Origin of the sequence: Actinomadura sp. WMMB 499 (assembly GCF_008824145.1) — a bacterium.
Classification (GTDB): domain Bacteria; phylum Actinomycetota; class Actinomycetes; order Streptosporangiales; family Streptosporangiaceae; genus Spirillospora.
Genome location: NZ_CP044407.1, coordinates 1,361,005 through 1,386,517 on the forward strand (window position 1 = coordinate 1,361,005; position 25,513 = coordinate 1,386,517).

At 73.0% G+C, this 25,513-nt stretch carries 31 protein-coding genes and 2 pseudogenes; 17 read left to right on the forward strand and 16 right to left on the reverse strand.

Annotated elements, in window-relative coordinates:
* Nucleotides 1-25: 25 nt before the first annotated feature.
* A pseudogene (locus F7P10_RS45000) lies at nt 26-103 on the forward strand (hypothetical protein); the annotation flags it as partial.
* 152 nt (nt 104-255) lie between these two features.
* Nucleotides 256-969: an AAA family ATPase gene (locus F7P10_RS43160; RefSeq protein ID WP_254716426.1), complete on the forward strand. Its 714-nt coding sequence runs from the start codon at nt 256-258 to the stop codon at nt 967-969.
* Between the two features lie 121 nt (nt 970-1,090).
* Here F7P10_RS43160 and F7P10_RS05815 read toward each other — a convergent pair whose 3' ends face one another.
* Together F7P10_RS05815 and F7P10_RS05820 are read right to left on the reverse strand one after the other, a co-directional pair.
* Nucleotides 1,091-1,912 carry an ABC transporter permease gene (locus F7P10_RS05815; RefSeq protein ID WP_151008413.1) on the reverse strand — a complete coding sequence of 274 codons (822 nt, stop codon included), beginning with the start codon at nt 1,910-1,912 and terminating at the stop codon, nt 1,091-1,093.
* A complete protein-coding gene (locus F7P10_RS05820; protein ID WP_151008414.1) occupies nt 1,909-2,853 on the reverse strand; it encodes an ATP-binding cassette domain-containing protein in 945 nt (314 codons plus the stop codon). The genes F7P10_RS05815 and F7P10_RS05820 overlap by 4 nt, the downstream gene beginning before the upstream one ends.
* A gap of 86 nt (nt 2,854-2,939) precedes the next feature.
* Between F7P10_RS05820 and F7P10_RS05825 the strand changes: the two genes are divergently transcribed.
* Nucleotides 2,940-3,662: a TetR/AcrR family transcriptional regulator gene (locus tag F7P10_RS05825; protein ID WP_151008415.1), complete on the forward strand. Its 723-nt coding sequence runs from the start codon at nt 2,940-2,942 to the stop codon at nt 3,660-3,662.
* A 117-nt stretch (nt 3,663-3,779) separates the two neighbouring features.
* Here the strand turns inward: F7P10_RS05825 and F7P10_RS05830 are convergent, their stop codons facing one another.
* Nucleotides 3,780-5,141, reverse strand: a complete 1,362-nt coding sequence (locus tag F7P10_RS05830) for a hypothetical protein (protein WP_151008416.1) — start codon at nt 5,139-5,141, stop codon at nt 3,780-3,782.
* A gap of 282 nt (nt 5,142-5,423) precedes the next feature.
* Between F7P10_RS05830 and F7P10_RS05835 the strand changes: the two genes are divergently transcribed.
* Both F7P10_RS05835 and F7P10_RS05840 read left to right on the forward strand, forming a co-directional pair.
* Nucleotides 5,424-6,251 (forward strand): TIGR03619 family F420-dependent LLM class oxidoreductase, encoded by an 828-nt coding sequence (locus F7P10_RS05835; RefSeq protein WP_151008417.1) that lies wholly within the window; start codon nt 5,424-5,426, stop codon nt 6,249-6,251.
* 56 nt (nt 6,252-6,307) lie between these two features.
* Nucleotides 6,308-7,114 carry a hypothetical protein gene (locus F7P10_RS05840; protein WP_151008418.1) on the forward strand — a complete coding sequence of 269 codons (807 nt, stop codon included), beginning with the start codon at nt 6,308-6,310 and terminating at the stop codon, nt 7,112-7,114.
* Nucleotides 7,115-7,266: 152 nt separating this feature from the next.
* On the opposite strand, the gene F7P10_RS05845 is transcribed toward F7P10_RS05840, so the two are convergent.
* Nucleotides 7,267-8,340, reverse strand: coding sequence for a DUF2867 domain-containing protein (locus F7P10_RS05845; RefSeq protein WP_151008419.1), 1,074 nt, complete (start codon nt 8,338-8,340; stop codon nt 7,267-7,269).
* Nucleotides 8,341-8,464: 124 nt separating this feature from the next.
* Here F7P10_RS05845 and F7P10_RS05850 point away from each other — a divergent pair, with 124 nt between their 5' ends.
* The gene (locus F7P10_RS05850) at nt 8,465-9,016 is read left to right on the forward strand and encodes a TetR/AcrR family transcriptional regulator (protein ID WP_218040389.1); all 552 of its coding nucleotides are present in this window, start codon (nt 8,465-8,467) and stop codon (nt 9,014-9,016) included.
* Nucleotides 9,017-9,053: 37 nt separating this feature from the next.
* Here the strand turns inward: F7P10_RS05850 and F7P10_RS05855 are convergent, their stop codons facing one another.
* The 3 genes and pseudogenes from F7P10_RS05855 to F7P10_RS45005 all read right to left on the reverse strand — a co-directional run.
* A complete protein-coding gene (locus F7P10_RS05855) occupies nt 9,054-9,485 on the reverse strand; it encodes a hypothetical protein (RefSeq protein WP_218040390.1) in 432 nt (143 codons plus the stop codon).
* A gap of 109 nt (nt 9,486-9,594) precedes the next feature.
* Entirely contained in the window at nt 9,595-9,855 is a 261-nt protein-coding gene (locus F7P10_RS43950; protein ID WP_254716427.1) for a hypothetical protein, read from the reverse strand.
* A 61-nt stretch (nt 9,856-9,916) separates the two neighbouring features.
* Nucleotides 9,917-10,519, reverse strand: a pseudogene (locus tag F7P10_RS45005) (NmrA family NAD(P)-binding protein); the annotation flags it as partial.
* A 102-nt stretch (nt 10,520-10,621) separates the two neighbouring features.
* Between F7P10_RS45005 and F7P10_RS05865 the strand changes: the two are divergent.
* Nucleotides 10,622-11,200: a TetR/AcrR family transcriptional regulator gene (locus tag F7P10_RS05865; protein ID WP_151008421.1), complete on the forward strand. Its 579-nt coding sequence runs from the start codon at nt 10,622-10,624 to the stop codon at nt 11,198-11,200.
* Here the strand turns inward: F7P10_RS05865 and F7P10_RS42035 are convergent.
* Together F7P10_RS42035 and F7P10_RS05870 are read right to left on the reverse strand one after the other, a co-directional pair.
* Nucleotides 11,172-11,333, reverse strand: a complete 162-nt coding sequence (locus tag F7P10_RS42035) for a hypothetical protein (protein WP_176611317.1) — start codon at nt 11,331-11,333, stop codon at nt 11,172-11,174. The two genes, F7P10_RS05865 and F7P10_RS42035, sit on opposite strands and share 29 nt — an antisense overlap.
* On the reverse strand, nt 11,330-11,665 hold the full coding sequence (locus F7P10_RS05870; RefSeq protein WP_176611318.1) for an ATP-binding protein: 336 nt from the start codon (nt 11,663-11,665) through the stop codon (nt 11,330-11,332). Before F7P10_RS05870 ends, F7P10_RS42035 begins: the two co-directional genes overlap by 4 nt.
* Before the next feature lie 174 nt (nt 11,666-11,839).
* Between F7P10_RS05870 and F7P10_RS05875 the strand changes: the two genes are divergently transcribed.
* The 5 genes from F7P10_RS05875 to F7P10_RS05895 all read left to right on the forward strand — a co-directional run bounded on the left by F7P10_RS05875 (nt 11,840) and on the right by F7P10_RS05895 (nt 14,870).
* Nucleotides 11,840-12,622 (forward strand): helix-turn-helix transcriptional regulator, encoded by a 783-nt coding sequence (locus F7P10_RS05875; protein WP_151008423.1) that lies wholly within the window; start codon nt 11,840-11,842, stop codon nt 12,620-12,622.
* A 50-nt stretch (nt 12,623-12,672) separates the two neighbouring features.
* On the forward strand, nt 12,673-12,783 hold the full coding sequence (locus F7P10_RS45305; protein WP_368077455.1) for a DUF397 domain-containing protein: 111 nt from the start codon (nt 12,673-12,675) through the stop codon (nt 12,781-12,783).
* A gap of 108 nt (nt 12,784-12,891) precedes the next feature.
* Nucleotides 12,892-13,071 carry a DUF397 domain-containing protein gene (locus F7P10_RS05885; protein WP_151008425.1) on the forward strand — a complete coding sequence of 60 codons (180 nt, stop codon included), beginning with the start codon at nt 12,892-12,894 and terminating at the stop codon, nt 13,069-13,071.
* Between the two features lie 90 nt (nt 13,072-13,161).
* On the forward strand, nt 13,162-14,202 hold the full coding sequence (locus F7P10_RS05890) for an acyl-CoA dehydrogenase family protein (RefSeq protein WP_151008426.1): 1,041 nt from the start codon (nt 13,162-13,164) through the stop codon (nt 14,200-14,202).
* A gap of 95 nt (nt 14,203-14,297) precedes the next feature.
* On the forward strand, nt 14,298-14,870 hold the full coding sequence (locus F7P10_RS05895; protein WP_151008427.1) for a dihydrofolate reductase family protein: 573 nt from the start codon (nt 14,298-14,300) through the stop codon (nt 14,868-14,870).
* A gap of 4 nt (nt 14,871-14,874) precedes the next feature.
* Here F7P10_RS05895 and F7P10_RS05900 read toward each other — a convergent pair whose 3' ends face one another.
* Nucleotides 14,875-15,705: an alpha/beta fold hydrolase gene (locus tag F7P10_RS05900; protein ID WP_151008428.1), complete on the reverse strand. Its 831-nt coding sequence runs from the start codon at nt 15,703-15,705 to the stop codon at nt 14,875-14,877.
* Entirely contained in the window at nt 15,698-16,054 is a 357-nt protein-coding gene (locus tag F7P10_RS05905) for a MerR family transcriptional regulator (RefSeq protein ID WP_151008429.1), read from the reverse strand. The genes F7P10_RS05900 and F7P10_RS05905 overlap by 8 nt, the downstream gene beginning before the upstream one ends.
* A gap of 59 nt (nt 16,055-16,113) precedes the next feature.
* Here F7P10_RS05905 and F7P10_RS05910 point away from each other — a divergent pair, with 59 nt between their 5' ends.
* Nucleotides 16,114-17,325 carry an MFS transporter gene (locus F7P10_RS05910; protein ID WP_176611319.1) on the forward strand — a complete coding sequence of 404 codons (1,212 nt, stop codon included), beginning with the start codon at nt 16,114-16,116 and terminating at the stop codon, nt 17,323-17,325.
* Between the two features lie 20 nt (nt 17,326-17,345).
* Nucleotides 17,346-18,134, forward strand: a complete 789-nt coding sequence (locus F7P10_RS05915) for an alpha/beta fold hydrolase (RefSeq protein WP_151008431.1) — start codon at nt 17,346-17,348, stop codon at nt 18,132-18,134.
* Between the two features lie 16 nt (nt 18,135-18,150).
* On the opposite strand, the gene F7P10_RS05920 is transcribed toward F7P10_RS05915, so the two are convergent.
* Nucleotides 18,151-18,558 (reverse strand): DUF6191 domain-containing protein, encoded by a 408-nt coding sequence (locus tag F7P10_RS05920; protein WP_151008432.1) that lies wholly within the window; start codon nt 18,556-18,558, stop codon nt 18,151-18,153.
* 56 nt (nt 18,559-18,614) lie between these two features.
* On the reverse strand, nt 18,615-19,487 hold the full coding sequence (locus F7P10_RS05925) for an SDR family NAD(P)-dependent oxidoreductase (RefSeq protein ID WP_254716429.1): 873 nt from the start codon (nt 19,485-19,487) through the stop codon (nt 18,615-18,617).
* 64 nt (nt 19,488-19,551) lie between these two features.
* On the opposite strand from F7P10_RS05925, the gene F7P10_RS05930 reads away from it, so the two are divergent.
* Nucleotides 19,552-20,142 (forward strand): TetR family transcriptional regulator, encoded by a 591-nt coding sequence (locus F7P10_RS05930; protein WP_218040392.1) that lies wholly within the window; start codon nt 19,552-19,554, stop codon nt 20,140-20,142.
* Nucleotides 20,143-20,569: 427 nt separating this feature from the next.
* On the opposite strand, the gene F7P10_RS05935 is transcribed toward F7P10_RS05930, so the two are convergent.
* Together F7P10_RS05935 and F7P10_RS05940 are read right to left on the reverse strand one after the other, a co-directional pair.
* On the reverse strand, nt 20,570-21,718 hold the full coding sequence (locus F7P10_RS05935; RefSeq protein WP_151008433.1) for an NDMA-dependent alcohol dehydrogenase: 1,149 nt from the start codon (nt 21,716-21,718) through the stop codon (nt 20,570-20,572).
* A gap of 162 nt (nt 21,719-21,880) precedes the next feature.
* A complete protein-coding gene (locus tag F7P10_RS05940) occupies nt 21,881-22,555 on the reverse strand; it encodes a TetR/AcrR family transcriptional regulator (RefSeq protein WP_254716430.1) in 675 nt (224 codons plus the stop codon).
* An 85-nt stretch (nt 22,556-22,640) separates the two neighbouring features.
* Between F7P10_RS05940 and F7P10_RS05945 the strand changes: the two genes are divergently transcribed.
* Nucleotides 22,641-23,351, forward strand: coding sequence for an NAD(P)-dependent oxidoreductase (locus F7P10_RS05945; protein WP_151008434.1), 711 nt, complete (start codon nt 22,641-22,643; stop codon nt 23,349-23,351).
* Nucleotides 23,352-23,401: 50 nt separating this feature from the next.
* Here the strand turns inward: F7P10_RS05945 and F7P10_RS05950 are convergent, their stop codons facing one another.
* The gene (locus F7P10_RS05950) at nt 23,402-24,850 is read right to left on the reverse strand and encodes a sialidase family protein (RefSeq protein ID WP_151008435.1); all 1,449 of its coding nucleotides are present in this window, start codon (nt 24,848-24,850) and stop codon (nt 23,402-23,404) included.
* 146 nt (nt 24,851-24,996) lie between these two features.
* On the opposite strand from F7P10_RS05950, the gene F7P10_RS05955 reads away from it, so the two are divergent.
* Nucleotides 24,997-25,509, forward strand: a complete 513-nt coding sequence (locus F7P10_RS05955) for a GNAT family N-acetyltransferase (protein ID WP_151008436.1) — start codon at nt 24,997-24,999, stop codon at nt 25,507-25,509.
* Nucleotides 25,510-25,513 lie beyond the last annotated feature (4 nt).

Consider the following 25,513-nt stretch of genomic DNA (forward strand, 5'->3'; position numbering starts at 1 on the left):
TGACGTCGGCGGGTAGCCTGCCCGGATGATCACTACGCTCGCGGTCGAGAACTACCGGTCCCTGCGGCGTCTGGTGGTCCCGCTGCGGCGTGTCAACGTGGTGACCGGGGAGAACGGCGCCGGGAAGTCGAGCCTTTACCGGGCGCTGCGCGTCCTGGCGGACGCCGCGCGCAACGGCGCCGTGGCGGCGCTGGGGCGCGAGGGGGGCTGCCGTCGACGCTCTGGGCCGGCCCGGAGCAGGCGGCGGGCGCGGGCGTGCCCGCGCGTGCCGAAGGTCCCGTCGGCCTCCGGCTCGGCTTCGCCGGGGACGACTTCGGCTACGCGATCGACTTCGGGCTGCCGAACATCGGCCACTCCATGTTCGCCCGCGATCCCGAGATCAAGGCGGAGGCCACCTGGGCGGGCCCGGTACTGCGCGCGGCGGCGCTGCAGACCATCCGCGAGATCGGCGACGACGCGGCGCTGGACGCGGCCGTCGACCGCGCCTTCCCCGGCAGCCGCATCGCGATCACCGAGCACGGCGGGCGGTTCGAGCTGGCGCTGCGCCAGCCGGGACTGCTGCGTCCGCTGAGCGGCGCGGAACTGTCGGACGGCACGCTCCGCTACCTGCTGTGGACCGCGGCGCTGCTCACCCCGCGCCCCCCGGCGCTGCTGGTGCTCAACGAGCCCGAGACCAGCCTGCATCCCGAGTTGCTGCGCCCGCTGGCCGAGCTGATCGTCACCGCCGCCGAGCACACGCAGGTCGTCGCGGTGACCCACTCGCGGCCGCTGGCGTCCGGCTGGAGAAGGGCCTGGCCGACGCGCCGGACGCGCTCGCGACGATCGAACTGGTCAAGCGGGACGGCGCGACGACCGTCGAGGGGCAGGGCTTCCTCGACGAGCCGCCCTGGCACTGGCCGAAACGCTGACCGCCCCGATCAGCGCATGGCGCTCGTGCGAGCGGTGTCCGCTTCGTCGCGCACCATGTAGTGCACCGTCGTGCCGGGCAGGGCGGGAAGCGACGCCGCGTCCGGCTGACCCGCGCGTCCGGCTCGTCCCTCCCCCGGACGGACGAGCCGGACGTCCCGTCGCGGCGGGACGCCCGCCGCCCTCAGCGTCCCCGGCGCTGGTAGGTGCGGACCGACAGCGGGACGAACACCGCCAGCAGCGCGGCCGACCAGAGCAGGACGGCGGCCACGGGATGGGCGAGCGGCCAGGCCACGTCCCCGGTGGGCGCCCCCGGATTGCCGAACAGCTCGCGGGAGGCGGCGGTGAGCGCGCTCACCGGGTTCCAGTCGGCCACGAACCGCAGCCACGCCGGCATGCCGCCGGTCGGGACGAACGAGTTCGACAGCATGGTGATCGGCAGGAACAGCGGCACCATCTGGTCGGCGGCCTGCTCGTTGCGCACCAGCAGGCCGACGTAGACGCCGACCCAGCTCAGCGCGTACCGCATGACGATCAGCAGCAGGAACGCCCCGGCCGCGGGGGCGAGGCCGCGGTGCGGCCACCAGCCCACCAGCAGGCCCGCCCCCACCATGATGCCGAGCGTCAGCAGACCGGCCATCAGGTCGGCGCCGGTCTGCCCGAACGGCACCGCCGACCGCGCCATCGGCATGGACCGGAACCGGTCCATCACGCCGCGGGAGGCGTCGGCGGCCACCCGGACCAGGACCGACGAGGTCGCGGTGAAGGTCACCATCGAGAACAGGCCGGGCATGAGGTATTCGCGGTAGTCCCCGCCGCCCGGCACCGGGATCGCGCTGCCGAACACGTAGCCGAACAGCACCACCATGACGGCCGGGAAGATCAGCAGCCCGGCGAGCTCGCCGGGCTCCTGGCGCACCCGTCCCAGCTCGCGGCCGACCAGGGTCAGCCCGTCGGCGAACGTCCAGCGCAGGCGGCGGCCGAGCGGTGGCGTGAGGGCGGTCATCGGACGGGCTCCTTCCGGTCGGTGAGGCGGAGGAACACCTCGTCGAGGGTGGGTCGGCGCAGGCTCACGTCCGCCGCGGCGACCCCGGCGCGGTCGAGTTCGCGCACGACGTCGGCGAGCCGGACGCCGCCGCCGGGCAGCGCGACGCTGAGCCGGTCGGGGCCCGTCATCGCGGGATCGGTCCCGGCCAGGGCGTGCAGGACGGCCGCCGCCGGGCGCAGCGCGGCGGCGTCCTCGAGGACGACGTCGAGGCGGTCCCCGATCGTGGCCTTCAGCTCGTCGGGCGTGCCCGTGGCGATCACCCGGCCGTGGTCGACGACGGCGATGTCGTCGGCCAGCCGGTCGGCCTCCTCCAGGTACTGCGTGGTGAGCAGCACCGTGGTGCCGTCCGTCACGAGCTCCCGGACGGTGTCCCAGATCGCGGTGCGGCTGCGCGGGTCCAGGCCGGTGGTGGGCTCGTCCAGGAAGAGCACCTCGGGGCGCAGGATGAGGCTGGTGAGCAGGTCGAGGCGGCGCCGCATGCCGCCGGAGTAGCCGGCGACCTGCCGGTCGGCCGCGTCCAGCAGCCCGAAGCGCTCCAGCAGCTCGTCGGCCCGCCGCCGCGCGTCGCGCCGGGACAGGTGGTAGAGCCGCCCGAACATGCGCAGGTTGCCGCGCCCGGTGAGCTTCTCGTCCACGGCGGCGTGCTGGCCCGCGAGGCCGATCCTGGCCCGCACCTCGTCGCCCTGCCGGACGACGTCGTATCCGGCGATGCGGGCGTGCCCGGCGTCGGGGTCGGCCAGGGTCGCCAGGATGCGCACGGCGGTCGTCTTCCCCGCGCCGTTCGGCCCCAGCACGCCGCAGACCGTCCCTCGCGGCACGCTCAGGTCGAGTCCCCGCAGCGCATGGGTGTCGCCGAAGGACTTGTGCACCCCCTCGGCGACCACGATCGGATCCGTCATGTCCCCTCCACTGGGTACCTTGTACGCGGTTATTTCCGGCAAGGCTAAATTACTGGGTACTATGTACGCAAGTGGGAGGGTGGGGTGTGGCCGACACCGAGTACGTGAGCATCTGGATGCGCCCCGAGCGCCCGGCCCGGGGGCCGAAGCCGACCTACAGCCGCGCGCAGATCACCGAGGCGGCGATCAGGATCGCCGACGCCGAGGGGCTGGAGGCCGCCACCATGCGGCGGATCGCCGCCGAGATCGGCGCGGGCGCGATGTCGCTCTACCGGTACGTCCCGAGCCGCGACGACCTCGTCGAACTCGTCGCCGACCGGTTGCAGGGCGAGATCGACGTCGAGGGCATGCCGTCCGGCGACTGGCGCGTGGACCTGACGCGCTACGCCGAGCAGACGCGGGCGATGTGGCTGCGGCACCCGTGGATCGGCACCGTGCAGCGCTCCCTCCCCGGCTTCGGCCCCAACCAGCTGCGGGTGATCGAAGCGGTGATGGGGGCCCTCGACCCGCACGTCTCCATCGACGAGAACCTCACCCTCATGGCCATCCTGAGCGGCTACGTCGAAAGCGCCGCCCGCAACGAGGTCAGCGCGGCCGAGGAGGCCCGCCGCAGCGGGCTCAGCGAGGCGGAGTGGATGGCGCGCAGTTCCCCGCGCGTCCGCCAGCTGCTGGAGAGCGGCGAGTACCCCATCTTCAGCAAGATCGTCCTGGACGCGCGCCAACCGCACCTGAACCACCACGAGCAGTTCCGGAACGGCCTGGAACGCGTCCTCGACTCCATCGCCGCGGCCCTCGGCCCGGCCGGCTGACGCCTCCGGCCGGCTCTACTCCAGCGTCGCGAGATCGACCACGATCTCCGAGACGATCACGGGGCCGAGATCGCACTCACCCTGGGGACGAGGGTGCCGACCTGCTTCGGGCTCGGCTCACGGGCGGCGATCGCCGCGCCGACCGTCCTGGCCTGGATCCCCGGCGGTTCCCGCGCTCCGCGCGGCCTGCACCTGCCGGGCGGCGACGGGTTGCTCCTCCTGGCGCGGGACCGGGACGGCACCGGGCGATGGGCCCGCGGCCACGACCAGTCCCACGGCACGGCGTTCACGACGGCCGTCGCCGCCCGCACGGTGTCCGGGCCGCCACCGGGAACCCGCCACCTCCACCGCGTGCCCGTCTCCCGGGACCTGCCCGTCGGCCAAAGGATCGCGATCGCCCCGGCCGGGTCCGGCGCCCGCCGCCTCCGGGTCCCGACCGCGATCCGCGCGGCGGGCGTGGGCTTCGGAGACCGGGGGGACCACGTGCAGGTGGGAGCGCGGACGCGGGGACGTCGGCAGCCGCGTCGGCTCCCGCGCCGGGTCGGCGATCTCCCGCCATCGCTGCAGGATGACGCCCTCGCGCAACGCCCACGGGCAGACGTCCAAGTGCTTCACGTGCAGCGCGGACATGGTCGCATCGGCCACGATCCCGCCCGCCAGGATGTGCGGCGCCCGCGGGACCGAGATCCCGCGCAGCCCGGCCCGCTGCGCGGCGGTCATGGCCGCGAGGTCGTCGATCCGGCCGCGCAGCCGGGCACGGTGCAGCACGCGGCGCGCGTACGGGCCCTTGCGCGGTTTGGGCGCGCCGCCGAGTACGGCGAGCTGGGTGAGGACGCGGGAGGTACCGACCGCGAGGGTTCCGGGGGTGCGGGCGTCGAGGTCTCCGGCGAACGGCGCGACGGCGGCCGCGAGCTCTCGCCGCACGTGGCGCCGCAGCCGCCGCACCCGCTCGGGGCTCGGCGGGTCGCCGGGCAGGTACCGGCGCGTCAGCCGGTCGGCGCCCAGCGGCAGCGACAGCGCCGTGTCGGGCTCGCGCCCGTCGCCGGCGGCGATCTCCAGGGAGCCCCCGCCGATGTCGACGACCAGCAGCCGCCGAACCGACCATCCGTACCAGGCGCGCACGGCCTGGAACGTCAGCGAGGCCTCCTGCCCGCCCGTCAGGAACCCCAGCTCGATCCCGGTCCCGTCGGCGATGCGGTCGACGACCTCGTCCCGGTTGGCGGCGTCCCGCACCGCCGAGGTGGCGAAGGCGATCAGTTCGTCCACGCGATGCAGCGTCGCCGTGCACGCCGCCTGCCCGACCGCCCCGCCCAGAAGCCGGACCGCCTCGTCGTCGATCACGCCGTCGGGCCCGATCGCCCGCGCCAGCCGAGTGGGGTGCTTCAACGTGGCCACCGTGCGCGGGGGCTCCCCTTCCACCAGGTCGACGATCTTCAGATGGGCCGAGTTCGACCCCACATCCAGCACACCGATCCGCATGGCGAGGCTTTACCCCGCCTTGGACATCTCATTCCGGCCCGCCGCCGGGCCCTCGCGGAGGGATGGCGGTTCGGGATCGGCCACCCCGCCTACGCGGTGTCCACCGTCGACACGACCGAGCAGGACAGGATCCGCGGCCCCGCGACCAGGGCGGCCGACGCGGTGGGGAAGGCATGACGGAGGCGGCCCGAGCGGTGGGCGTGACCCGCCTTCACCTGCCATGCTCCGCAGGAGTTTCGATTCCCCCGGCCCGGGGGCCGGGACATTCACGAAGGGGTCCTGATGAAGTTCGGTGTCAACATCCTCAACTTCGGTCCGCACGCGACCCCGGAGGCGCTGGCCGGCTGGGCCCGGTTCGCCGAGGAGGCCGGGTTCGACTTCGCGATGATCTCCGACCACGTCGCGGTCACGCCCGATGTCGCCGAGCAGTACCCGGCACCGTTCTACGATCCGTTCACCGTCCTCGCGTGGCTGGCCGGGACGACCGAGCGGATCGCGCTCGGCACGACCGTCGCCGTCCTGCCGTACCGGCACCCGCTGCAGCTCGCGCGCGTCACCGCGAACCTGGACCGGCTCAGCGGCGGACGGCTGATCTTCGGGGTGGGCGTCGGCTGGTCGAAGCGGGAGTACGCCGCGCTGAACGTGCCCTTCGAGCAGCGCGGACCCATGACCGACCGGGCGCTCGACGTCGTCCTGCGATCCTGGACGCAGGACTCGGTCTCCTACGGCGACGAGACGATCGATCCGCGTCCGCACCCCGTCCAGAAACCGCACCCGCCCGTCTGGGTCGGCGGCCGGTCGCCCGGGGCACTGCGCCGCGCCGCGCGGTTCGGCGACGCCTGGCACCCGATCAACGTCACCCCCGCCGCGCTCCGCACGGAGGGGCTGCCCGCCCTGCGCCGCGCCGCCGAGGAGGCCGGACGTCCCGTCCCGGCACTGGCTCCCCGCATCCGGCTGGACGACGTGGACGAGGCCCTGCGGCAGGCCGAGGGGTTCGCTGAGCTGGGCGCGACCCACCTGCTGCTCGACACCTATCCCGGCACGCCCGACCTCGCTCGTCCGCCCGAAGAGGACCAGCGCATGCTCGCCGCGTTCCGCGAAACCTTCTGAGAAGTGTCACGACGCCCCAGTACGCTCCCCTCGCCGACCATGATCGAGGAGCGCCGATGGACCTGCCCCTGCCGGACACCGCGTACGACATCGACTTCGACGACGCGGGCAGCGACGGTCACGCCTTCGGACGTCCGCCCGGCCTGCGGCCCGAGCAGTGGCCCCGCAGCCGGGTCAACGGGCTGCCGATGGCGCACCTGTTCACCGTCCGGGTTCCGGAGCAGTACCGCTGCGCCGGTGCCGACCTGGCGGGGCTGAGCGTGTTCCAGTCCGACGACCACGTCGCCGACGAGGTGGAGGGAGCGGCGGACACGATCGCCGGGGGCGACCCGCCGTCCCACGACCCGCGGGCGGCGGCGTTCTGGTCCGCGCTCACCGCCTACGCCGGGGGTGCGCACCCCCGCGAGCGCTACCGGGAGGACCTGATCGGCGGGGGCTGGGTCTGGATCTGGCGCACCGAGGACGAACTGGCCGCACCGCCCTGCCCCCTGCCCGACCCGGCGACGAAGGAGCCGGACGACACCGGTGAGGACTGCACCGACGCCTGGCGGCACGACCGCCCGCCGCGTCCGCTGCGCCTCACGGCCCGCGCCGACGACCCCAACGCCGGCAAGCGCTTCGACGAGTGGGGGAAGGCCGCGCCCGGATACATCGACATGGACTCCGAGGAAGGCAAGCGGCTCGGGCTGCGGGACAGGTTCTTCGACCGGTGCCACTTCGGCGGCACCGCCACCGTCATCAACGGCGGCGATTTCGGCCCGTTCTTCATCGGCTTCGACGAGAAGCTCGGCGACCCGAACCTGGGCTCCTTCGGCTTCGCCCATCTCGACCTCGCCGCCGACGAGATCGACTGGTCGGACTGACCCCTTCCCGGGTAACCGCCGGTGGCGTTGCACGGGGACCTCGAGCAGCGCTTTCCGCGCTCGGGGGCCTCCCCGCGCCACCGAGAGACCCGGTCCGGATCAACGCCGCCTGCACGCCCGGCCCGTCCCTCCCCTGACGGCCCGGACGCCGGTCAGCGTCCGTAGCCCACGCGTGTCCGGATCTTCGCCGCCGCGTCCCGGAGCAGGCCGGGCGCCAGGCGCCGGTGGACGGCGGACAGCGGGGGCCAGACGGCCCGGCCGAGGCTCCGGTCATAGTGCAGGAAGGTGCCCAGCGACACGCGCCCGTCCGCCGCCCGCACGAGGAGGTTGCCGGTCAGGAACCAGGAGGCGGCCTCGAGCAGGATCCAGTCCTCGCCCCGTCCCGCGATCCGCCATCCGGCCACGGCGTCCGGTGACGCCCCGCGGCCGAGCCGCAGGCCGAGGAGACCGCGCCAGATCAGCCGTTCGGCCGCGCTGGGGACGTCGCCGAACATCGCCCGAGCCCACTGCTCGGGCGTCGCGTCCGCATCCGTGTCGAGGGTGAAGTGGTCGACGTAGTCGATCGCGGGCAGCCCGCTCAGGGCACGGACGGACTCGGGGACCTCGCGCGGCCCCACGGCACCGGCGACGGTGGCCGGGGCGACGGCCGTCCGGTCCCGCCAGGCGCGTTCCCACCGGCGGGTGAGCGCCGGGTAGACGATCAGGTGGCGGAACGGGGCGATGAACGCCATGTACAGCCGCCCGAACCGGCCGTTGGGCTTGACGAGGACGGCCATCCGCAGTTCGTGGCCGCCGTCCCCGGTCGGCGCCCACCCCAGGTGCATGAGCGTGTGGACGGTCTTGTTCGCGAGTTCGCGGACCGACTCGTCGTCCAGCTCGTACACGGGGGCGAACGGGCTGCCGCCGGTGTCGGAGCCGTCCACGGTCTCGCGCAGGTCGCGCGGCAGGCGCTCGCGCAGCGACCGGACCCGTTTCCCGAGGCCGCCCTCGGGCCCGTCCCAGCCGAGCAGGGCGCCGAGCTTCCAGCGCACCGCGAACAGGGTCCGGACGGCCGGCCCCTGGTCGGCGAACCCGCCGTGCGCACGCATCGCGGCCAGCATCGCGGGGAAGTCGTCCGGCCCCGCACCGGGAGTGCGGTAGGACCACACGTCCTCGATCCGGAAGTCGGCGGTGAACTCGTGGATCCGCCACGGACGCCCGGTGTGCGCCGTTCGAGGAAGCCGCATGGCCGCTGCCCGCCTTTCCACCCGGGAGGTGGACTACCATCCCGATATACGCCTACGTATAGGACGAGGCTAGATCAGGTATACGGTTCCGTACATTGCATGGACGGGTGAGGTGGGACACAACGTGGGCGCTGCTCGCACACCGCGCGAGAGATGGGTGGAGGAAGGCCTGCGGGCGCTGGCCGACGGCGGCCCGGACGCCGTCCGGGTCGAGGTGCTGGCCAAACGGCTCGGCGTCACCAAGGGCGGCTTCTACGGGTACTTCGCCGATCGCGGCGCCCTGCTGGAGGCGATGCTGGACACCTGGGAGCGCGAGAGCACCGATGAGGTGATCGACCGGGTCGAGCGCGAGGGCGGCGACCCGAGGACCAAGGCGCAGCGCGCGGGCATGCTCACCTTCTCCGGTGAACGGCTCCTCCCCATCGACCTCGCGGTCCGCGACTGGGCCCGGCGCGACGCGGCGGTCGCCGAGCGCCTGCGGCGGGTCGACAACCGGCGCATGGCCCTGCTGCGGGAGATGATCGGCACGTTCTGCGCCGATCCCGACGAGGTCGAGGCGCGCGGCCTGATCGCCTTCTGCGTGGCGATCGGGCACCACTCCCTCGCCGCCGACCACCAGGGCCGCCCCCGGGCCGACGTCCTCGCCCGCGCCGCCGACCTGATCCTCGACCGGTAGTGCGGTCCCGGCCCGGCCCGGACGCCGGAAGCGCCGGTCAGAGTTCGTAGTCCTCCGCGAGGTCGTCCCACGGCAGATCGGCCACGGCGGCCGTCACGAACCCGACGGGCGGAGCGTCGATGCCGTCCTGGAACCACACCACCGCCAGCCCCGACCGGTGTAGGACGTCATCGAGTTCCTCGTTGACGCGCGCCGAGTCGAAGAAGCCGACGCAGTACACCGGCGGGAGCTCTTCCGTCGGGCCGAACCCCATGGGCCTCTCGTCCGGGCAGGGGTGCGTGCGCGGCGGGTCGATCACATGGACGGGCCGCGCCGTGGGGTGCCGGCGCTTCCGCAGCGACGCCAGCAGCCGCTCGTTGACCATCCGGTTCGGATAGCCCTCCAGAAACCCGGCGTAGGTGGAATGGATCTGCAACCCGGTCAAGGTCACCACACGATCCGAATTGAGCTCTATGTGCGCCAGCACCATGATCCCGATCATGGCACGGGCTCCACCGCGCGGAACGGCGAACGGCACGAGGGCCCGGGCCTGTGCACGCGGCCCCCGCACCGATCGCCGGGCATCGAGCCCGGCGACGTCAGGCGTCCGCCCGCATGTGCTCCCGTGCCCACGCTTCGAAGGACGTCAGCGTGATGCCCAGCTCCCTCGCGTACTCGGGGCGTCCCGGCTGTCCGGCGGCGTTCAGCCACGCGTGCCCGGCGCCCATCGGGGGCATCCCGGCGGCGAACGCCTCGTCCTCGGTCATGTCCGGCGCGGGCAGGTGCCTGCCGAGGACGTGGGAGAGAACCTCGGCGACCTCCGTCATCGACAGGTACTCGCTCGCGAGTTCCAGCTCCACCCCCGTCGAAACGCTCGGGCTCGGCGATGGCCGCGACGGCCGCGGCGCCGATGTCGTCCGGCGCGACGAGCGACAGCCGGGTCTCGGGGCGCAGGACGCTCACCAGGCCGCCGTCCAGGCCGCGCGGGAACAGGTACGCCGCCGACGGGAGGAAGTTGGTCATGAAGAAGCCCGGCTTGAGAAGCGTCCAGTGCGCGAAACCGGCCGTGCGAACCCGATCCTGGATCGTGCTCTTGGCGGTCATGGTGGGCTCCATCGAAGCCCAGCGCCCTTCGGCCCAGCCGGGTGTCTGCGTGTGCTGACCGGCGCCGGTGACGGACGTGTGCACGAACTGCGGCACTCCGGCGGCCTTCGCCCCCTCGATGAGGTTGACGCCCTGGGCCACCTCTCCGTCGAAGTCGAAGCCCTCCTCGGTCGCACCGGGCATCTGCACGGAGAACACGGCGCGGGCGCCCTCGGCGGCCCGGACGACGGACTCGCGGTCGTGGAGATCACCGCCGACGAGTTCGGCCCCGAGCGCCTCGACGGCCCTGGCCCGGTCCCCGGCCGGATCGCGGACGAAGGCCCGCACGGGCACCCCCGCCGCGAGCAGGGCGCGGGCGGTGGCGCCGCCCTGCTTGCCGGTCGCACCGGCGACGAGAACGGGCGCGGAATCTGCGGACATGCTGCTCCTCCGGTAGTCGCACGTAAGTGGCGGCGCCCGCCACTTACGTTTCGCTACTATATGGCGGGGCCCGCCATTTAGTCGACTCCGAAGGGAGGCGCCATGCCCGAGCGCCAGCGCGCCGACGCCCGGCGCAACTACGCCCGAATCCTCGCGGTGGCCGAAGCGGAGGTCGCCGCCCACGGCGGCGGCGCTTCCCTGGAGCAGATCGCCCGAACCGCGGGCGTCGGCTCGGCGACCGTCCGCCGCCACTTCCCGTCCCGCCGCGCGCTGCTGGAGGCGGTCTCCCGAGAGCGGATCGACGCCCTGTGCGTCCGCGCCCGCGACCTGACCGGCCGGGGCGACAGCCGTGACGCGCTGCTGGAATGGCTGGACGACGTCGTCACCTACTGCGTCTCCGCCCGCGGCCTCGCGGCCGCACTGACCTACGACGGCGCGGAGCCGGAGTCGCTCTACGAGAACAGTTGCTCGGCGGCGCTGGAAGAGGCGGGCGCCCCACTGCTGCACCGCGCCGCACAGGACGGCGCGATGGCGCCGGACGTCACCGTCACGGACCTGATCACGCTGATCGTCGGCATCGTCCTGGCCACGGAGAACCACCCCGACCCCGCCGCCCGAGCCGACCGCCTGTTCCGCTTGGCCGTGGCGGGCCTCAGCCCGCAGGCTCCTCGATCACCGTGATCCACGCGAGGAGGAGTTCGAGGGACGAGGACGTGATGACGGCCCGTCCGGACGCGCGCCACTCCCCGTCCCGCACGGAGAAGTCCCACCCCGGAACCGCACGGTGCAGGACGGGGATGATGTCGTCGGTCACGCGTCTCCCTCGGGCAGCAGCGCCCACACCGCCTTGCCGCCGCCCGCGACCGGCTGAGCGCCCCAGTCCTTGACGAGCGCCCCGAGCATCGCCAGTCCCCGCCCGTCCTCGCTGAGGACGTCGACGTCCCGCGCCTCCGGCAGAACGCCGCACGCGTCGAGCACTTCCACGACGGTTCCACGGTCGGTGAGCAGAACCCGAACGGTCGCCGTCTCACTGGACGTGTGCCGCACGACGTTCGTGACGAGCTCCGACACCACGACCTTCGCGATGTACGCGTCCCGCCCCCATGACTCGAGGGTCTCCCCCACCCAGTCGCGAGCGGTTTTCACGGCCCCAACGTCCGCCGGTACGACGATCGACGCCGGATTCCCCACGGTGACCACCTCCGAAGTTTCGTGACTCACCGCACAGGCTTCACTTCACCGCGTAGTGTGACCAGGTAAGCGTGAAGATGCACATCGAACGCTCATTGGCGCTACACACCGCTTTACGGGAGGTTCACGATGCCTGCTCGGAAGTCCTCACCTGCGCTCAAGTCCTTCGGCGCCGAGGTCACGCGACTTCGAGAGGAGGCCGGAATCACGCGCTCGGCGTTGGCCGATCTGGTCACGGTCACCCGCTCGTACGTCTCCCAGGTCGAGGGCGGCAACACCCGTTGCCGCCGCGACTTCGCGGAACGCCTGGACAAGGCTCTCAGCACTGGCCGAGCCCTCACCGACGCTTGGGACGACCTCATGCAGAAGGCCAAGTACCCCAAGTGGTTCGCCGACTTCTCACGCGCCGAATCGTCCGCCGCCTTGCTGCGGAGCTATGGAGAGACATTCGTCGACGGTCTACTCCAGACTGCGGACTACGCTCGCGTCCTACTCCCCAACGAACCGGACCTTGAGGCTCGCCTCAGGAGACAGCAGGCACTTAGAGCAAAGCCGCCTCCGAGGATTCTGGTGATCCTCAGCGAAACCGTTCTTGCGCGGGAGGTTGGGAACCACGAGGTGATGCGCGCCCAGTGCGAGCACCTGCTAGAGGTATCGACGTGGGAGAACGTCACTCTCCAGATTGCTCCGGTAGCGCATTACAAGGGAGTATCTGGCTCTTTCAACATCGCTACGCAACCAAGCGGGGACGAGCTGGTCTACCTCGAGACCTCCGCTGGGGGCATCACATCCGATGACCCAGGAGATATCTTGCACGTGGTCAGCGCTTTCGCAGAGATGCAGGCACGCGCGCTGAGCGTCGCAGACTCTCGAGACTTCATACGGAAGGCGGTAACCCGGTGGACGCTGTGATCTGGCGAAAGGCCCGGCGAAGCAACGAGCATGGTGGTGCTTGTGTCGAGTTGGCAGCGCTCAGCGGCAAGGTGGGTGTGCGCGACTCCAAGGACCCCGATGGGCCGAAGCTCGTCCTGGATCGGGGCGACTTCCGCGCGCTCGTGAACGAACTCAAGTAGCGCTGAGCCCTCCCCAGAGCCCCGGCCACTCCCGGCCGGGGCTCTGGCCGCTCCAGCACGTCCCGCCTACCCTGAGGATCCTGCCCACCCCCCACATAGGACGGCAGCATGGACGCCATAGCGTGGCGCAAAGCCAGCCGCAGCAACGACCAGGGCCACGAGTGCGTGGAGCTTGCCTCACTTCCCAAGGCCATAGCCATGCGGGACTCCAAGGACCCGGACGGGGCCAAGCTCGTCCTCGGTCGGGGGGACTTTCTCACGCTACTGGACGAGCTCAAGCGGCGTTGAGCCCGCCGAAGTCTCGGCCGCTTCTGGCCGGGGCTTCGCCTTTTCGCAGGAAAGTGCTACGTCCAGCGTTAGTTAGGTTAGCCTAACCTAATGAGCGAATCGCAGAAAGGTGCGGCCGCGGTCGTCCGGCGTGCGCATGAGATCGCCGATGGGGTGCTGTTTCCCGCCGCCAACGCCGTGGACGCGACGGGCGAGGTGCCCGAGGGGCATTGGGACCTGCTCGCGCGCGAGGGGTTCTACGGGCTGGCTGCCGCCGTCGGTGCGAAGGAACTGGGTTTCGAGGACATCGTGGAGATCCTCGAAGTCATGTCCGGCGGTTGCCTGTCGACCACCTTCACCTGGATGCAGCACCAGGGCGCGGTGCTCAACCTGAGCGGGAGCGGCAACACGGCGCTGCGCGAGCGGCATCTGCAGGACATGGTGGACGGCAGGACGCGCGCGGGGGTCGCGTTCGCCGGTGTCCTGCCGAATCCCCCGAAGCTGTGGGCACGCGCCGTCGACGGCGGCTACGAGCTGGACGGGGAGGCTCCGTTCGTCAGCGGCTGGGGCGTGGTCGACGTGCTCCACGTGTCCGGCCGCGACCCCGACTCGGGCGAGGAGGGGACGATCGTGTCCGGGCTGATCGACGCCGTGTCGGGCGGTGGCCTGGGCGTCGAGCCGATCCGGCTCGTCGCCGGGCAGGCGACGAGCACCGTCCGCCTCACCTTCGACAAGTACCTGATGCCGTCGGAGCGCGTGACCGGGAGCACCTCCTACGCGGAGTTCCTGTCCTTCCAGGCGTTCGGCTCCCGGCTCAACGGGTGCGTGGCGTGCGGCATCACCCGCAGGGCGGTCCGTCTCCTCGACGAGGCCGGGCACGCCGAGGCCGCCGGGGCGCTGACCACGAGGCTCGACCGGGTGCGGGCGGACCTCGACGCGGGGCTGGGCGATCCGGCGGCCATGACGGCGGCCAGGGCGGCCGCCGCCGAACTCGCCCTCAAGGCCGCGGGGGCGGTGGTGGCCGGTGTCGGCAGTTCCGGCATCCTCGCCGGGAGGCACGCGGAGCGCCTGGTCCGCGAAGCCACCTTCGCCCTGGTGGCGGCCAGTCGTCCCGACATGCGCGCCGATCTGGTCCGGCGGTTGACGTCCTGACGTCGGCTCGGCCAAGAAAACGTCGGCGGCGCGTGGTACCTCTTCTGCACGGGCACCGGTGGGGTGACCGGCCTCACACGTGACAGGAGTTCACCATGCGCACCCTGATCAGCACCGCGTTCGTCTCGCTCGACGGGGTCATGGAGGCGCCCGGCGGGGAGCCCGGGTACCGCAACACCGGCTGGACGATGAAGCAGGTCGACTTCCTCGAGGAAGCCTACGAGCTCAAGGGGCGCGAGCAGGAGGAGGCGGCCGCGCTGATGCTGGGGCGCGTCAGCTACGAGGCGTTCTCCGCCGTGTGGCCGTCGATGACCGAGGAGTTCCCCCGCTACAACGCAATGCCCAAGTACGTCGTCTCGACGACGCTCGGCGAGGACGCCCTGGTCGACAACTGGGGCGACATCACGATCCTGCGCTCGCTCGACGACGTCGCGGCGCTGAAGAAGACCGAGGGCGGGCCGATCATCGTCCACGGCAGCGCGGAGCTCAACCGCAACCTGGCCGACGCGGGGCTGATCGACCGGTACCACCTGCTGGTCTTCCCGGTGCTGCTCGGTGCCGGGAAGCGGCTGTTCAGCGACACCGACAAGGACGCGCAGAAGCTGCGGCTCGTCGAGCACGAGGCCTACGCCAACGGCATCCAGAAGAACGTCTTCGAGGTGGTCTGACCGCTCAGTCCAGGAAGCCGAGGAGGGCGGCGGCGAGTTCGGCGGGACGGTCCTCGGGCAGCAGGTGGCCCGCGGATTCGATGACGCGCAGTCCGGCGCCCGGGACGAGCGCGGCGAGTTCGCGTCCGCGTCCGGCGGGGACCCAGGTGTCGTCCGCTCCCCAGCACACGAGGACGGGCACGCCGATGGCGGCGTACCGGTCGCGGATCCGGTCGATGTAGGACGGGTCGTCGCGGCGCTGGGCGAGCTGGCGGTAGAAGGCGGCCTGCCCGGCCGCGCCGAGCCACGGGGCCGTCAGGGCGTCGAGACTGCGGGGGTGCAGACCAGGGGAGCTCGCCGTGCCGACGTACTCGCGGAGCATCGCGCGGTGCAGCGGTCCCGGCAGCCGCCCGAACACGTCGGTGTGCTCGCCGACGACCGCGAAGTACTCGCTCCCCCACGGTGGCAGCGACACCGCGTCGACCAGCGCCAGGCGCCGGTAGGGGACGTCGCGGTCGGTGTGCGCGCCGAGGGCGACGGCGCCGCCGGAGTCGTGCGCGACGACGTCCGGGCGGGTCAGTCCCCAGTGCCCGAGCAGTTCGGCGAAGGCTCCGGCCAGCGCGTCCAGGGAGAGGTCCTGGCCCTCCGACATAGCGGACGTGCCGTAGCCGGGCAGATCGAAAACGTACACCGAGCGGGTCGCGGCCAGGGCGGGGGCGACGTCGCGCCAGATGAACGACGAGAACGGCGTGCCGTGCAGCAGGACGACAGGGTCGGCGTCCGGGTCGCCGAGCCGGGCCCACCGGATCTCCCCCAGGGCGCTGCGGTAGCCGCGGTCCAGGATCCACTCACGCATCGGGGCCTGCCGCGATGACCGTGTCGAGCATGTCTTGGGACGTCCGGAGGTCCTCGATGGTGCGGGCGATGCGCTCGCGTTCCCGCCGCAGGTCGGCGACCAGGTCCGTGCAGACGGGCACGACGTCCGGGCCGTCGTCGCGGACGCACGGCAGCACGCGGGCGATCGTCGCCGTCGACAGGCCCGCCGCGAGCAGGGTCCGGATGCGGCGGACGGTCGCCACGTCCGCGTCGCGGTAGACCCGGTAGCCGCTCGGCAGCCGCGTAGGCGCCAGCAATCCCTGCTGCTCGTAATAGCGCAGCAGCCGCTCGCTCACTCCGGACCGCCGGACCATCTCTCCGATGCGCACGTGACCTGCACCTCACGCCGTTGACTCTGACACTGATGTCAGACCTTAGCGTCCGTCGCATGGAGACGAGCACGGCGAGTACCGCGGCCGCGGCCCGGCCGGTCCCCCCGACGCGCCGGGCCCCGGCCCTGATGGTCCTGACGGCCTGCGTGTTCGTGGTCGGCACCGCCGAGTGGTCCGTGGTGGGGCTGCTGCCGGAGCTGTCCGCGGACCTGCGCCGCCCCCTTCCGGCGGTCGGCTCGCTGGTGACCTGGTACGCCCTCGTGGTCACCGTCGCCGGGCCGCTCGTCACCGTCCTCATGCTGCGGATGCCGCGCAGGCCCGCGCTGCTGCTCCTGCTGGGCGTGTTCACCGCGAGCAATGCGGCGGCCGCCCAAGCGGACGGCCTCGGCGTGCTGCTGGCGGCGCGCATGGTGACGGCGCTGACGCACAGCACGGCGTTCGCGGTCGCAGTGGTGATCGCGGTGTCGATGACGCCGCCGGCGAAGCGCGGCGGGGCCGTCGCCGTGGTCGCGGCGGGCTGGAACCTGGCCACCTTCCTCGGTGCGCCGCTGGGCACCTGGATCGGCGACCAGCACGGCTGGCGGGCGACGTTCGCGTGCGTCGCCGCGGCGGGCGCGCTCGTCCTGGCCGCGACCGTGATCCTCGTCCGGCCGCCCGCGGCGGAGGGCGGCCGGACCGGCGGCGAGGTCCGGGGCATGCTCGGCGTCCGGACGGCCACGGTCCTGGTGGTGACCGTCGTCGCGCAGGCGGGACTGTTCACCGCCTACACCTACATCGCCCCGCTGCTGCGCGAGACCGGGTTCGCCCCCTCTTCCGTCACCGTGCTGCTCGCGGTGTTCGGTCTCGGCGCGCTGGGCGGCAACGCCGCCGTCGGCCGGCTGGCCGAGCGCGCCCCGGACGCCGCGCTACTCGGCACGCTGGCCGCCCTCGCCGCCGGGCTGGCCGCGTTCACCCTCGCCGCCGGCGTCCCGTGGGCGAGCGCCGCCGGTGTGCTCGCCCTCGGCGCGCTGTCGGGCCTGCTGATCCCGCTGCTGCAGGACCGCGCGCTGGCCGCGGCGCCCGGCGCGCCGACCCTGGTCGCCTCGGTCAGCGCCTCGGCCGTCAACCTCGGCATCGCGGGCGGCTCCGGGCTCGGCGGGCGGGCCCTCGCGGCGGGCGTCCCGCTGAGCGGCCTCGGCGGGATCGGCGCCCTGGTGACGCTCACGGCCCTGGCGATCGCGGCCGCAACCGTCCGGCGCCGCCCCGGCGGCGTCCGGCTTCTGAAGTGATCCGAGAGAAAGGCAAACGCATGTCCAACGCACTTCCCCCTTCCGACCTCGGCCGTGTCGTCCGGGGGTCCGGGCCCGGCCTGCTGCTCGCGCACGGCGCCGGCGGCGGCATCGACGCCAACTTCGGCCCGATCATGGACGCGCTCGCCGAGCGGCGCACGGTGGTCGGGCCGGACTACCCCGGCACCGGACGGACGCCGCGCGCGCAGGCACCGCTCACCCTCGACGGCCTGGCGGACCGGCTCGTCGCCACGGCGGTGGAGGAGGGCCTGGAGTCGTTCGCCGTCGCCGGGTACTCGCTCGGCGTCCCGGTCGCCGTCCGGGCCGCCGCACGGCATCCCGAGCGCGTCACCGCGCTCGTCCTCACCGCCGGCCTGGCGTACCCGAATCCGCGGATGCGGCTGGCGGTGCGGCTGTGGCGCGACCTGATCCGGGCGGGCGACGCGGAGCGCCTCGCCGCCTTCGTCACCCTGATCGCCTCCGGCACCCCCGATCTGGACGAGGCCGGGCAGGACGATCTCGACCTCGCCGTCAAGACGGTCGCGGAGACCCTTCCGGAGGGCACGCTCGACCACGTCGACCTGGTCATCGACGGTGTGGACGTCCGGGACGACCTGGGGTCGATCGAGGTGCCGACGCTCGTCGTCTCGACCGTCCTCGACCAGTTCGTCACGCCGTACCACCACCGGCAGCTCACCGACGGGATTCCCGGTGCGGAGTACGCCGAGATCGGCACCGGGCATCTGCCGTTCGCGGAGCGTCCCGGGGAGTGGGCCGCGCTGATCCGAGACTTCCTCGACCGGGTCTGACGCGTGCCCCGGCCCGTCAGGCGTCCCGCCAGTCGTCGCGCCAGGTGCGGACGAACCGGGCGAGGCGCGCGGTGAGTCGTCCGCTCCACGGGGCCGGGGTGCCGTTGGTGACCCACACCTCGACGCGTCCGGTGCCGTCGTCGCGGCGGAGGGTCGCGACCACCGGGGCGAACGCCTCGTTGTTGCGCGGGGGCGCGCCGTCGTTCTCCTCGTCGCGCAGCATCAGCGAGGAGGCGCGCTCGTCCTGCCGGTGGCGGTGCGTGCCGTGCATGAACGTGTCCAGTTCGCCGACCGCGATCGTCGAGACGGGGCGGCCCGTCTCGTCCCGCCGCCAGGGCAGGCGGAACCGCCGGTTCGCCCACAGGCCCGCGCGGTCGAGGGCGGCGAAGGCGAGCAGTCCGAGGACGAGCCCGGGAATCGTCATGAACGCGAGAGCCGCCGTGCCGGTTCAACCCGCCCGCCCCGGCGGCGGTTGCGGGTTCAGGGGGCCGCGGGTTCGGGGGTGACGTCGGCGAGGCGGGCGCACAGGTTCCAGACGGCGTCGCAGTTGCGCTCGTCCAGGACGGTCGCGGGCCACGGAGCGCGCTCGACCTTGGCGTTGACGTAGACGCCGGTCACGCCCTCCATCTCGGGGCTGGACGCCAGGTAGATGCTGGATCGGGCGGGTTTGGCAAGGTCGTTCAGCAGCCGGGGGCCCAGGAACCGGATGACCGGGACGAGCGGCCGGTAGGCGTACGGAAACGCGGCGGCGGTCGTGGCCCGGTTTCCCGGCGTGTAGGCGTGGCCGGGGTAGGCGACGTTGACGGCGACGCCGGTGACGGCGGCGAACCGGCGGCTCATCGCCATCACCGCGGTCTTCGCGTGGTTGTACTGGGAGAACGTCCAGCCCAGGTACCGCTTCTCGCCCTGCAGGTTGGCGGGGTCGAACGGGCCGCCGGGGATGCCGCCGGTGAGGTTGACGACGCGCGCGGCCGGGGCGGCGCGCAGCAGGGGCAGCAGCAGGCACGTGAGGGTGTACGGCGCCAGGACGTTCGCGGCGAACGTCGTCTCGACGCCGTCCGGGGTGAGGGTGCGCGGCGCGGTCATCCCACCGAGGTTGTTGACGAGCACGTCGAGACGGTCGTGCCTTGCGCTCACCTCGGCGGCGAGAGCGCGCAGTCCGGCGAGCGCCGACAGGTCCGCGGTGCACGCCTCGGCACCCGCGCCCAGCTCGCGGGCGGCGGCCTCCGCCCGGTCCCGGTCGCGGCCGACCAGGATGACGCGCGCGCCCAGCGCGGCGAGACCGCGCGCGGTCTCCTTACCGATCCCGCCGGTGCCGCCCGTCACCAGAACGGTTTTACCTTCTATCGACATCTGATGCCTCCTGTGTCACCGAGTGTCAGACTCGCTATATGATGCCATGAAGTATCCTGGGTGCGTGATCGGGACGGGACCATCGGGACTGCGGGAACGGACGAGGCGCGCGGTGCGGGCCGAACTGGCCGAGCTGGCGCTCGGGCTGTTCGTCGAGCGCGGCTACGAGGAGACGAAGGTCGAGGACGTCGCGGCGGCGGCGGGGCTGTCGAAGCGCAGCTTCTTCCGCTACTTCCCGTCCAAGGAGGACGTCGTGTTCGGCGACGTCGAGGACCTGGCCGACGAGGTCGCGGGCGCCGTCCGGGCGCGCCCGGCGGACGAGCCGCCGTGGACGGTGCTGCACGCGGTCCTGCGCGAGTGGGAGGAGCGGATCCATGCCGCGCAGCGCGACCCGGCGGCGCTGCGGCTGATCGAGTCCACGCCCGCGCTGCGCGCGCGCCTGCACCAGCGGCGCGACGAGATGCGCGGGCGGATCGCGGCGGCGCTGCGCGAGCGGCCGGGCGCCGCGCTCGACGCGTTCACCGCCGACCTGCTCACCGGGTGCGCGGCGGCCGCCCTGGACGCCGCGGGCCGCGAGTGGCTCCGCCTCGACGGCGCCGCCGACCGGGGCGAACTCGTCGACCGCGCGTTCGCCGCGCTGGCCCCCGCGTCCTGAGGGGCGGCGGGCGTCAGCCGGTCGCGACGGCGAAGACGCGCATGACGCCGCGGTCGGTGCCCTCGGGGAGGACGACCGCGTCGACGGTCTTGCCGGGATTGAGGGCGGCGGGGCGGGTGGCGAGCACGCGGAAGGTGCCGCCGCCGGACGAGCCGTCGGCCTTGTTCCGCCCCTAAACGGTGATCAGCTCGGTGTCGCCCGCGGACGCGGACGCCGCCCAGCCGGTGAACGCGACCTCGACCGGCTGGGTCGAGCCGTCGGTGTACCGGACGGTCGCAGTGCCGGACGCCCGGCCGTCGCAGAGATCAACAACGGGTGACGGAACCGCGGGGACCGTCCGTCCGGGGCGGAAACGGGCGATCCCCCGGCCGTCCGGGGGGAACGGTGGTCGGGGGATCGCCCTGGGCCCGTCCTGCGGGCCGCCGGATCAGTACTTGATCACGCCGCGCAGGTTCTTGCCGTCGAGCATGTCCTGGTAGCCCTGGTTGATCTCGTCGAGGGAGTAGGTGCGGGTCATCAGCTCGTCGAGCTTGAGCCGGCCGTCCTCGTACAGGCGCAGCAGGCGGGTGATGTCGCGGCGCGGGTTGGCGTTGCCGAAGATGCAGCCGACCAGCTCCTTGCGCTGCATCGCCAGGTCGAACAGGCTCAGCTTGACGTCCTCCTGGGCGATCGGCGCGACCGCGGTGACGACCCCGCGGCCGCCCTTGGAGACCATCCCCATCATCGGCTGGATCAGGTCGCCGGTGGCCGTCCCCGTCGTGAGGATGACCTTTTCGGCGTTCGCCCCCCAGGTCATCTCCGCGAGCAGGGCGGCGGCCTCCTCCATCGACGCCGCCGCGTGGGTGGCGCCGAACGTCGCGACCGCCTCCTTGCGCTTCCACTCGACCGGGTCGACCGCGATGAGGTGCCGGGCGCCCGCCAGGGCCGCGCCCTGCACGGCGTTCATCCCGATGCCGCCCAGCCCGATCACGACGACCGTCTCGCCCGCCCGGACGCCCGCGGCGTTGACCGCCGCGCCCCAGCCGGTGGTGACGCCGCAGCCGAGCAGAGCCGCCCGGTCGAGCGGGATCCAGTCGTCGATCCTGATGCAGGACGCCTCGTTCACCACGGTGTACGGCGCGAACGTGCCGGTCAGGCACATGGTCCCGAGGTCTTCGCCCTTGGCGGAGTGGTGCCGGGTGGTGTTGTCGCTGATCTGCCGGCCGCCGAGCAGGACCGAACCGTAGTCGCAGAGGTGCTGCTGCCCCATCGCGCACGACGGGCACCGCCCGCAGGACGGGATGAACGACAGGACGACGTGGTCGCCCTCCTTCAGGGACGTGACGCCGGGGCCGACCTCGACGACCTCGCCGGCGCCCTCGTGCCCGCCGACGCACGGGAACTGGTTCCAGCCCATCAGCTCCGCGATCTCGGGGTCGAGCACCATGTCGCCGGTGCGCAGGTGCTCGTCGGAGTGGCACAACCCGGCCGCCGTGAGCTTGACCTTGACCTCTTGCGCCTTGGGATCGTCGAGCTCGATGCTCTCCACACTCCAGTCGGTGCGGGGTTCCCTCAGGATTGCCGCTCGCGTCTGCATGGCGCCTCCTCAGATCCGGGGCCCTCCTACCGACGCGCCGGGCGCGGGGCCACGGCGCCCCCGGTAACTAGCCGCTTATGACTTTAGCGAATTTTGCATAGAATGTCGTTCGGCAATAGAGTAGAATTGGATTATTCTCGGCGACCCTGGATGACCCGGTGGTCATGAGACCCGCGCGAGCCGGTCTTCGAGGCCGTCCAGGACGAGGTCCAGCCCGAAGCCGAACTCGTCGCGGTGGGAGTAGCCGGGGACGAGCGCGTGCTCGGTGATCAGCTCGGCGAGGTACGGGTAGGCGTCCCCGGGCATCGCGGCGAGGATGCCCCCCGCGACGTCCGCCACCTCCCCCTCGGACTGGAACGGCAGGCTCGACTCGGTCAGCACGAAGCCGTACACGTACGCGTCGATGACCGAGAACGCGTGCGCCGCGAGCGCGACCGGGAACCCGCCGCGGCGCAGGCTGCCGAGCACCGCGTCGTGGTGGCGCAGCAGCGCCGGGCCCGGCGTCGGCCGCGAGTCGACGAGGCTCAGCGCCCACGGATGGCGGGCGAGGACGGCGCGCGCCGAGGCCGCGCGGTCGCGCATCGCCGCCCGCCACGGACGGTCCCGCTCGGGCAGCTCGATGTCCGCGAAGATCCGGTCGACCAGGGCGTCCAGGAGCGCGTCCTTGTTCGCGATGTGGTGGTAGAGCGACATCGCCTCCACCCCGAGCTCCCGGCCCACGTTGCGCATGCTCACGGCCGTCGCGCCGCCCGCGTCCGCGACCCGCACCGCCGCCTCCACGATCCGCTCGCGGGTGAGCGCGGGCCGGTGGCCGCGCCGTCCGGATCCGGTGGCCACAGTCGGCCTCCCTCGCCTCGATTCCCCGTTTACAGGTGTAAGTCTCCATCGTAGGGTCGACTTACGACTGTAAGGAGAGTGCGATATGGACGAAGCGGTGGACCGGCGCTCGCGGATCTGCGTCGTCGGCGCGTCGGGCAAGCTCGGCCGCTACATGGTGCGGCACTGCCTCGACCGCGGGTACGAGGTCGTCGGCGTGTGCCGGGAGCAGAGCGTCGGCAAGCTGGACGAGTTCGCCGACCGGATCACGATCCTCCCCGGCCGCACCGACGACCGCGAGGTGATCCGGCGCGCCGTCGAGGGATGCGACGGCGTGCTGACCGTCCTCGTGCCGTGGGGCGTCCGCGGGTACTCGACCGGCACCGCGCAGGCCGTCCTCGACCACGCGCGGCCGGACGCCCGGCTCGTCTTCTCGTGCGGCTGGCACATCTCCCTCGACGGGCTCGACCGGTACTCGCCCTGGTTCCGGCTGTTCGTCGCGGTGTTCGGCGTGGTGGGGCGGCTGGCGCGGGTCGTCGACGTCCGGGACCAGGTCGCGGCCTGCCGCCGCATCTTCGACAGCGGCACCCGCTGGACGGTCGTCCGGGGCAGCGACCTGGAGGAGGGCCCCAGCGAGGGGCTGCCGGTATGGAGCCGGCATGTTGGCGACCCGGTCCTGAAGAGCAACCGCACCCGCCGGACCGACTTCGCGCTGTTCATGGTCGAGGCCCTCGAGGACGACTCGCTGGTCGGCGAGGCACCGGCCATCGTCGGCCGCGCCTCCGCGTCGGCGCTGGCCCACGCGAAGGCCGCCTGACGCCGGGCCGGTGGCCGAACGGCCCCGGCCCGGGTCCTGGTGGCGGCCGGTCAGCGGGTCGTCCGGACGAACGCGGCGGCGCGTCCGGGCGCGTCCGGTTCGGCCCACACGCTGACGAACCCGCCGCCCGCGGCGGCGAGGCCCATCTGCTCGCCGAGGAAGTACCCGCGCGGGCTGGCCTCGTCGGGGATGCGCGGGGCCCGCCGCATGTCGAAGGACGCCGCGGTCAGCCGCGTCTCGCGCCACCGCGCCGTCCCGTCCGCGCAGGACGCCGCCGGGGCGGGACGGCACGTCGCCAGCCAGCGGTCGGTGCGCAGCGGCGCCGCGGCGTCGTTCGCGCGGAAGTCGGAGTAGGAGACGGCGACCGTCCCGCCGCGGCCGACCTCGACCGAGACCGTGAACGCCTGCTGGTTCGGCACCGGCACGGTGGCGGGCGTCCGGTTGGCCTTGACCGGCTCCGACCAGGTCCGGCCGCCGTCGGCGGAGGAGGCCAGCGCGACGCCGTCGGCCGCGCCGCCGGTGAACCGCGCGTCCTGCCAGACGGCGTACAGGCGTCCGGTGCGGCGGTCGACGGCGACATCGGACAGGATGCTCGTGGTGTGCGAGACGTCCTCGCCCGACTCGGGGTCCCGGATGGCGATCGTCGTCCCCATGTCGCCGACCTTCGACGGCCGCGACCAGGTCGCGCCGCCGTCGGTGGAACGCACGACCTGCACGGAGTAGTCGCTCAGGCCGGGCCCGCCGCCGAACCGGACGTGCGTGTGGAAGTCCAGCAGGGTGCCGTCGTCGAGCGCGACCAGCCGGTGGCCGGTGACCATCGAGCCCTCGGCGGACGCCACGGTCGTGCGCGGCTCCTCCCACGTCCGTCCGCCGTCGGTGCTGCGGGCGATCCAGCCCTCGTTGTTCGTCCGGGCCTCGGCGGGGAAGCGGGCACCCGCCATGTGGAGGACGTCCGGGTCGCGGGGGTCGGGCACGGCGCCGCTCCCGTGGACGCCGCCCTGCGCCGGGTCGGACTCGCCGGCGACGACCGCCGGGCGCGTCCACGTCCGCCCGCCGTCGCCGGAACGGACGGACAGCGCCGCGGATTCGGAGTAGTCGTCGGTGAAGACGCTGCCCGTCACCACGAGCCCGCCGTCGCGGGTGAACGTCACCATCGGGTCGTCCACGTGGTCGTAGCGGCCGCCCGAGCAGCGGGTCAGGCCGGGCACGACGGACCGTTTCCAGTGCCGGCCGCCATCGCCGGTGACGGCGACGACCGCGCCGCGGTTGCGGTCCTGGGGCCACACGGCGGCGAGCCGGCGGGGATCCGACGGGTCGGCGGCCACGGCGGGCTCGATGGCCCCGGCCGCCATCTTCCCGTCGATCGCCCCCGGCGCGCACCCGGCGAACGGGCTCGGGCCGGACAGCCGCCCGGGCCCGTGGACGGCGGCCGCGGCCGTCCCGGACAGCGCCAGCAGCGGGACCAGGAGCGCGGGGAGGACGAACTGTGAGGGTCGCATGGTCGACTCCTTCCAGAGGGTGGAGTCATCGTGCGAGCCCGGCACGGGCGCGGTCGTCCGGTGCCCGGCGCAACCCGACGTACCGCGCCCGGCGCAGGAGGGCCCCCGCGGCGTACGCCGGGCGCGGTCACGTATCGTTACCGATCATGACCCTGTTGCGAGGTTCCTCGGTGGTGCTGCGCCCGACCGCCGCCGCGGACGTCCCGGCGCTGGCGGCCATCCGGGACCGGCCCGAGGTGCGGGCGCGGTGGGGCGGCGGCGCGAGCCTGGAGGCCGACGTCGCGGCGGACCTCCGGGACCCGGACGTCAACCTGTTCACCGTCCTCCTGGACGATCGGATCGTCGGCATGGCCCAGTGGTACGCGGAGGACGATCCGGAGTACCGGCACGCCGGCATCGACCTGTTCCTCGACCCCACCGTGCACGGCCGCGGCCTCGGCACCGACACCGTCCGCACGATGGCCCGGCACCTCACCGACGACCACGGCTTCCACCGCCTGGTCATCGACCCGGCGGCCGACAACGCCCCGGCCATCCGCTGCTACGAGAAGGTCGGCTTCCGGCCGGTCGGCGTCATGCGGCGGTACGAGCGCGGCGCCGACGGCACCTGGCACGACTGCCTGCTCATGGACCTCCTGGCGGACGAACTCGTCCGCTGACCCG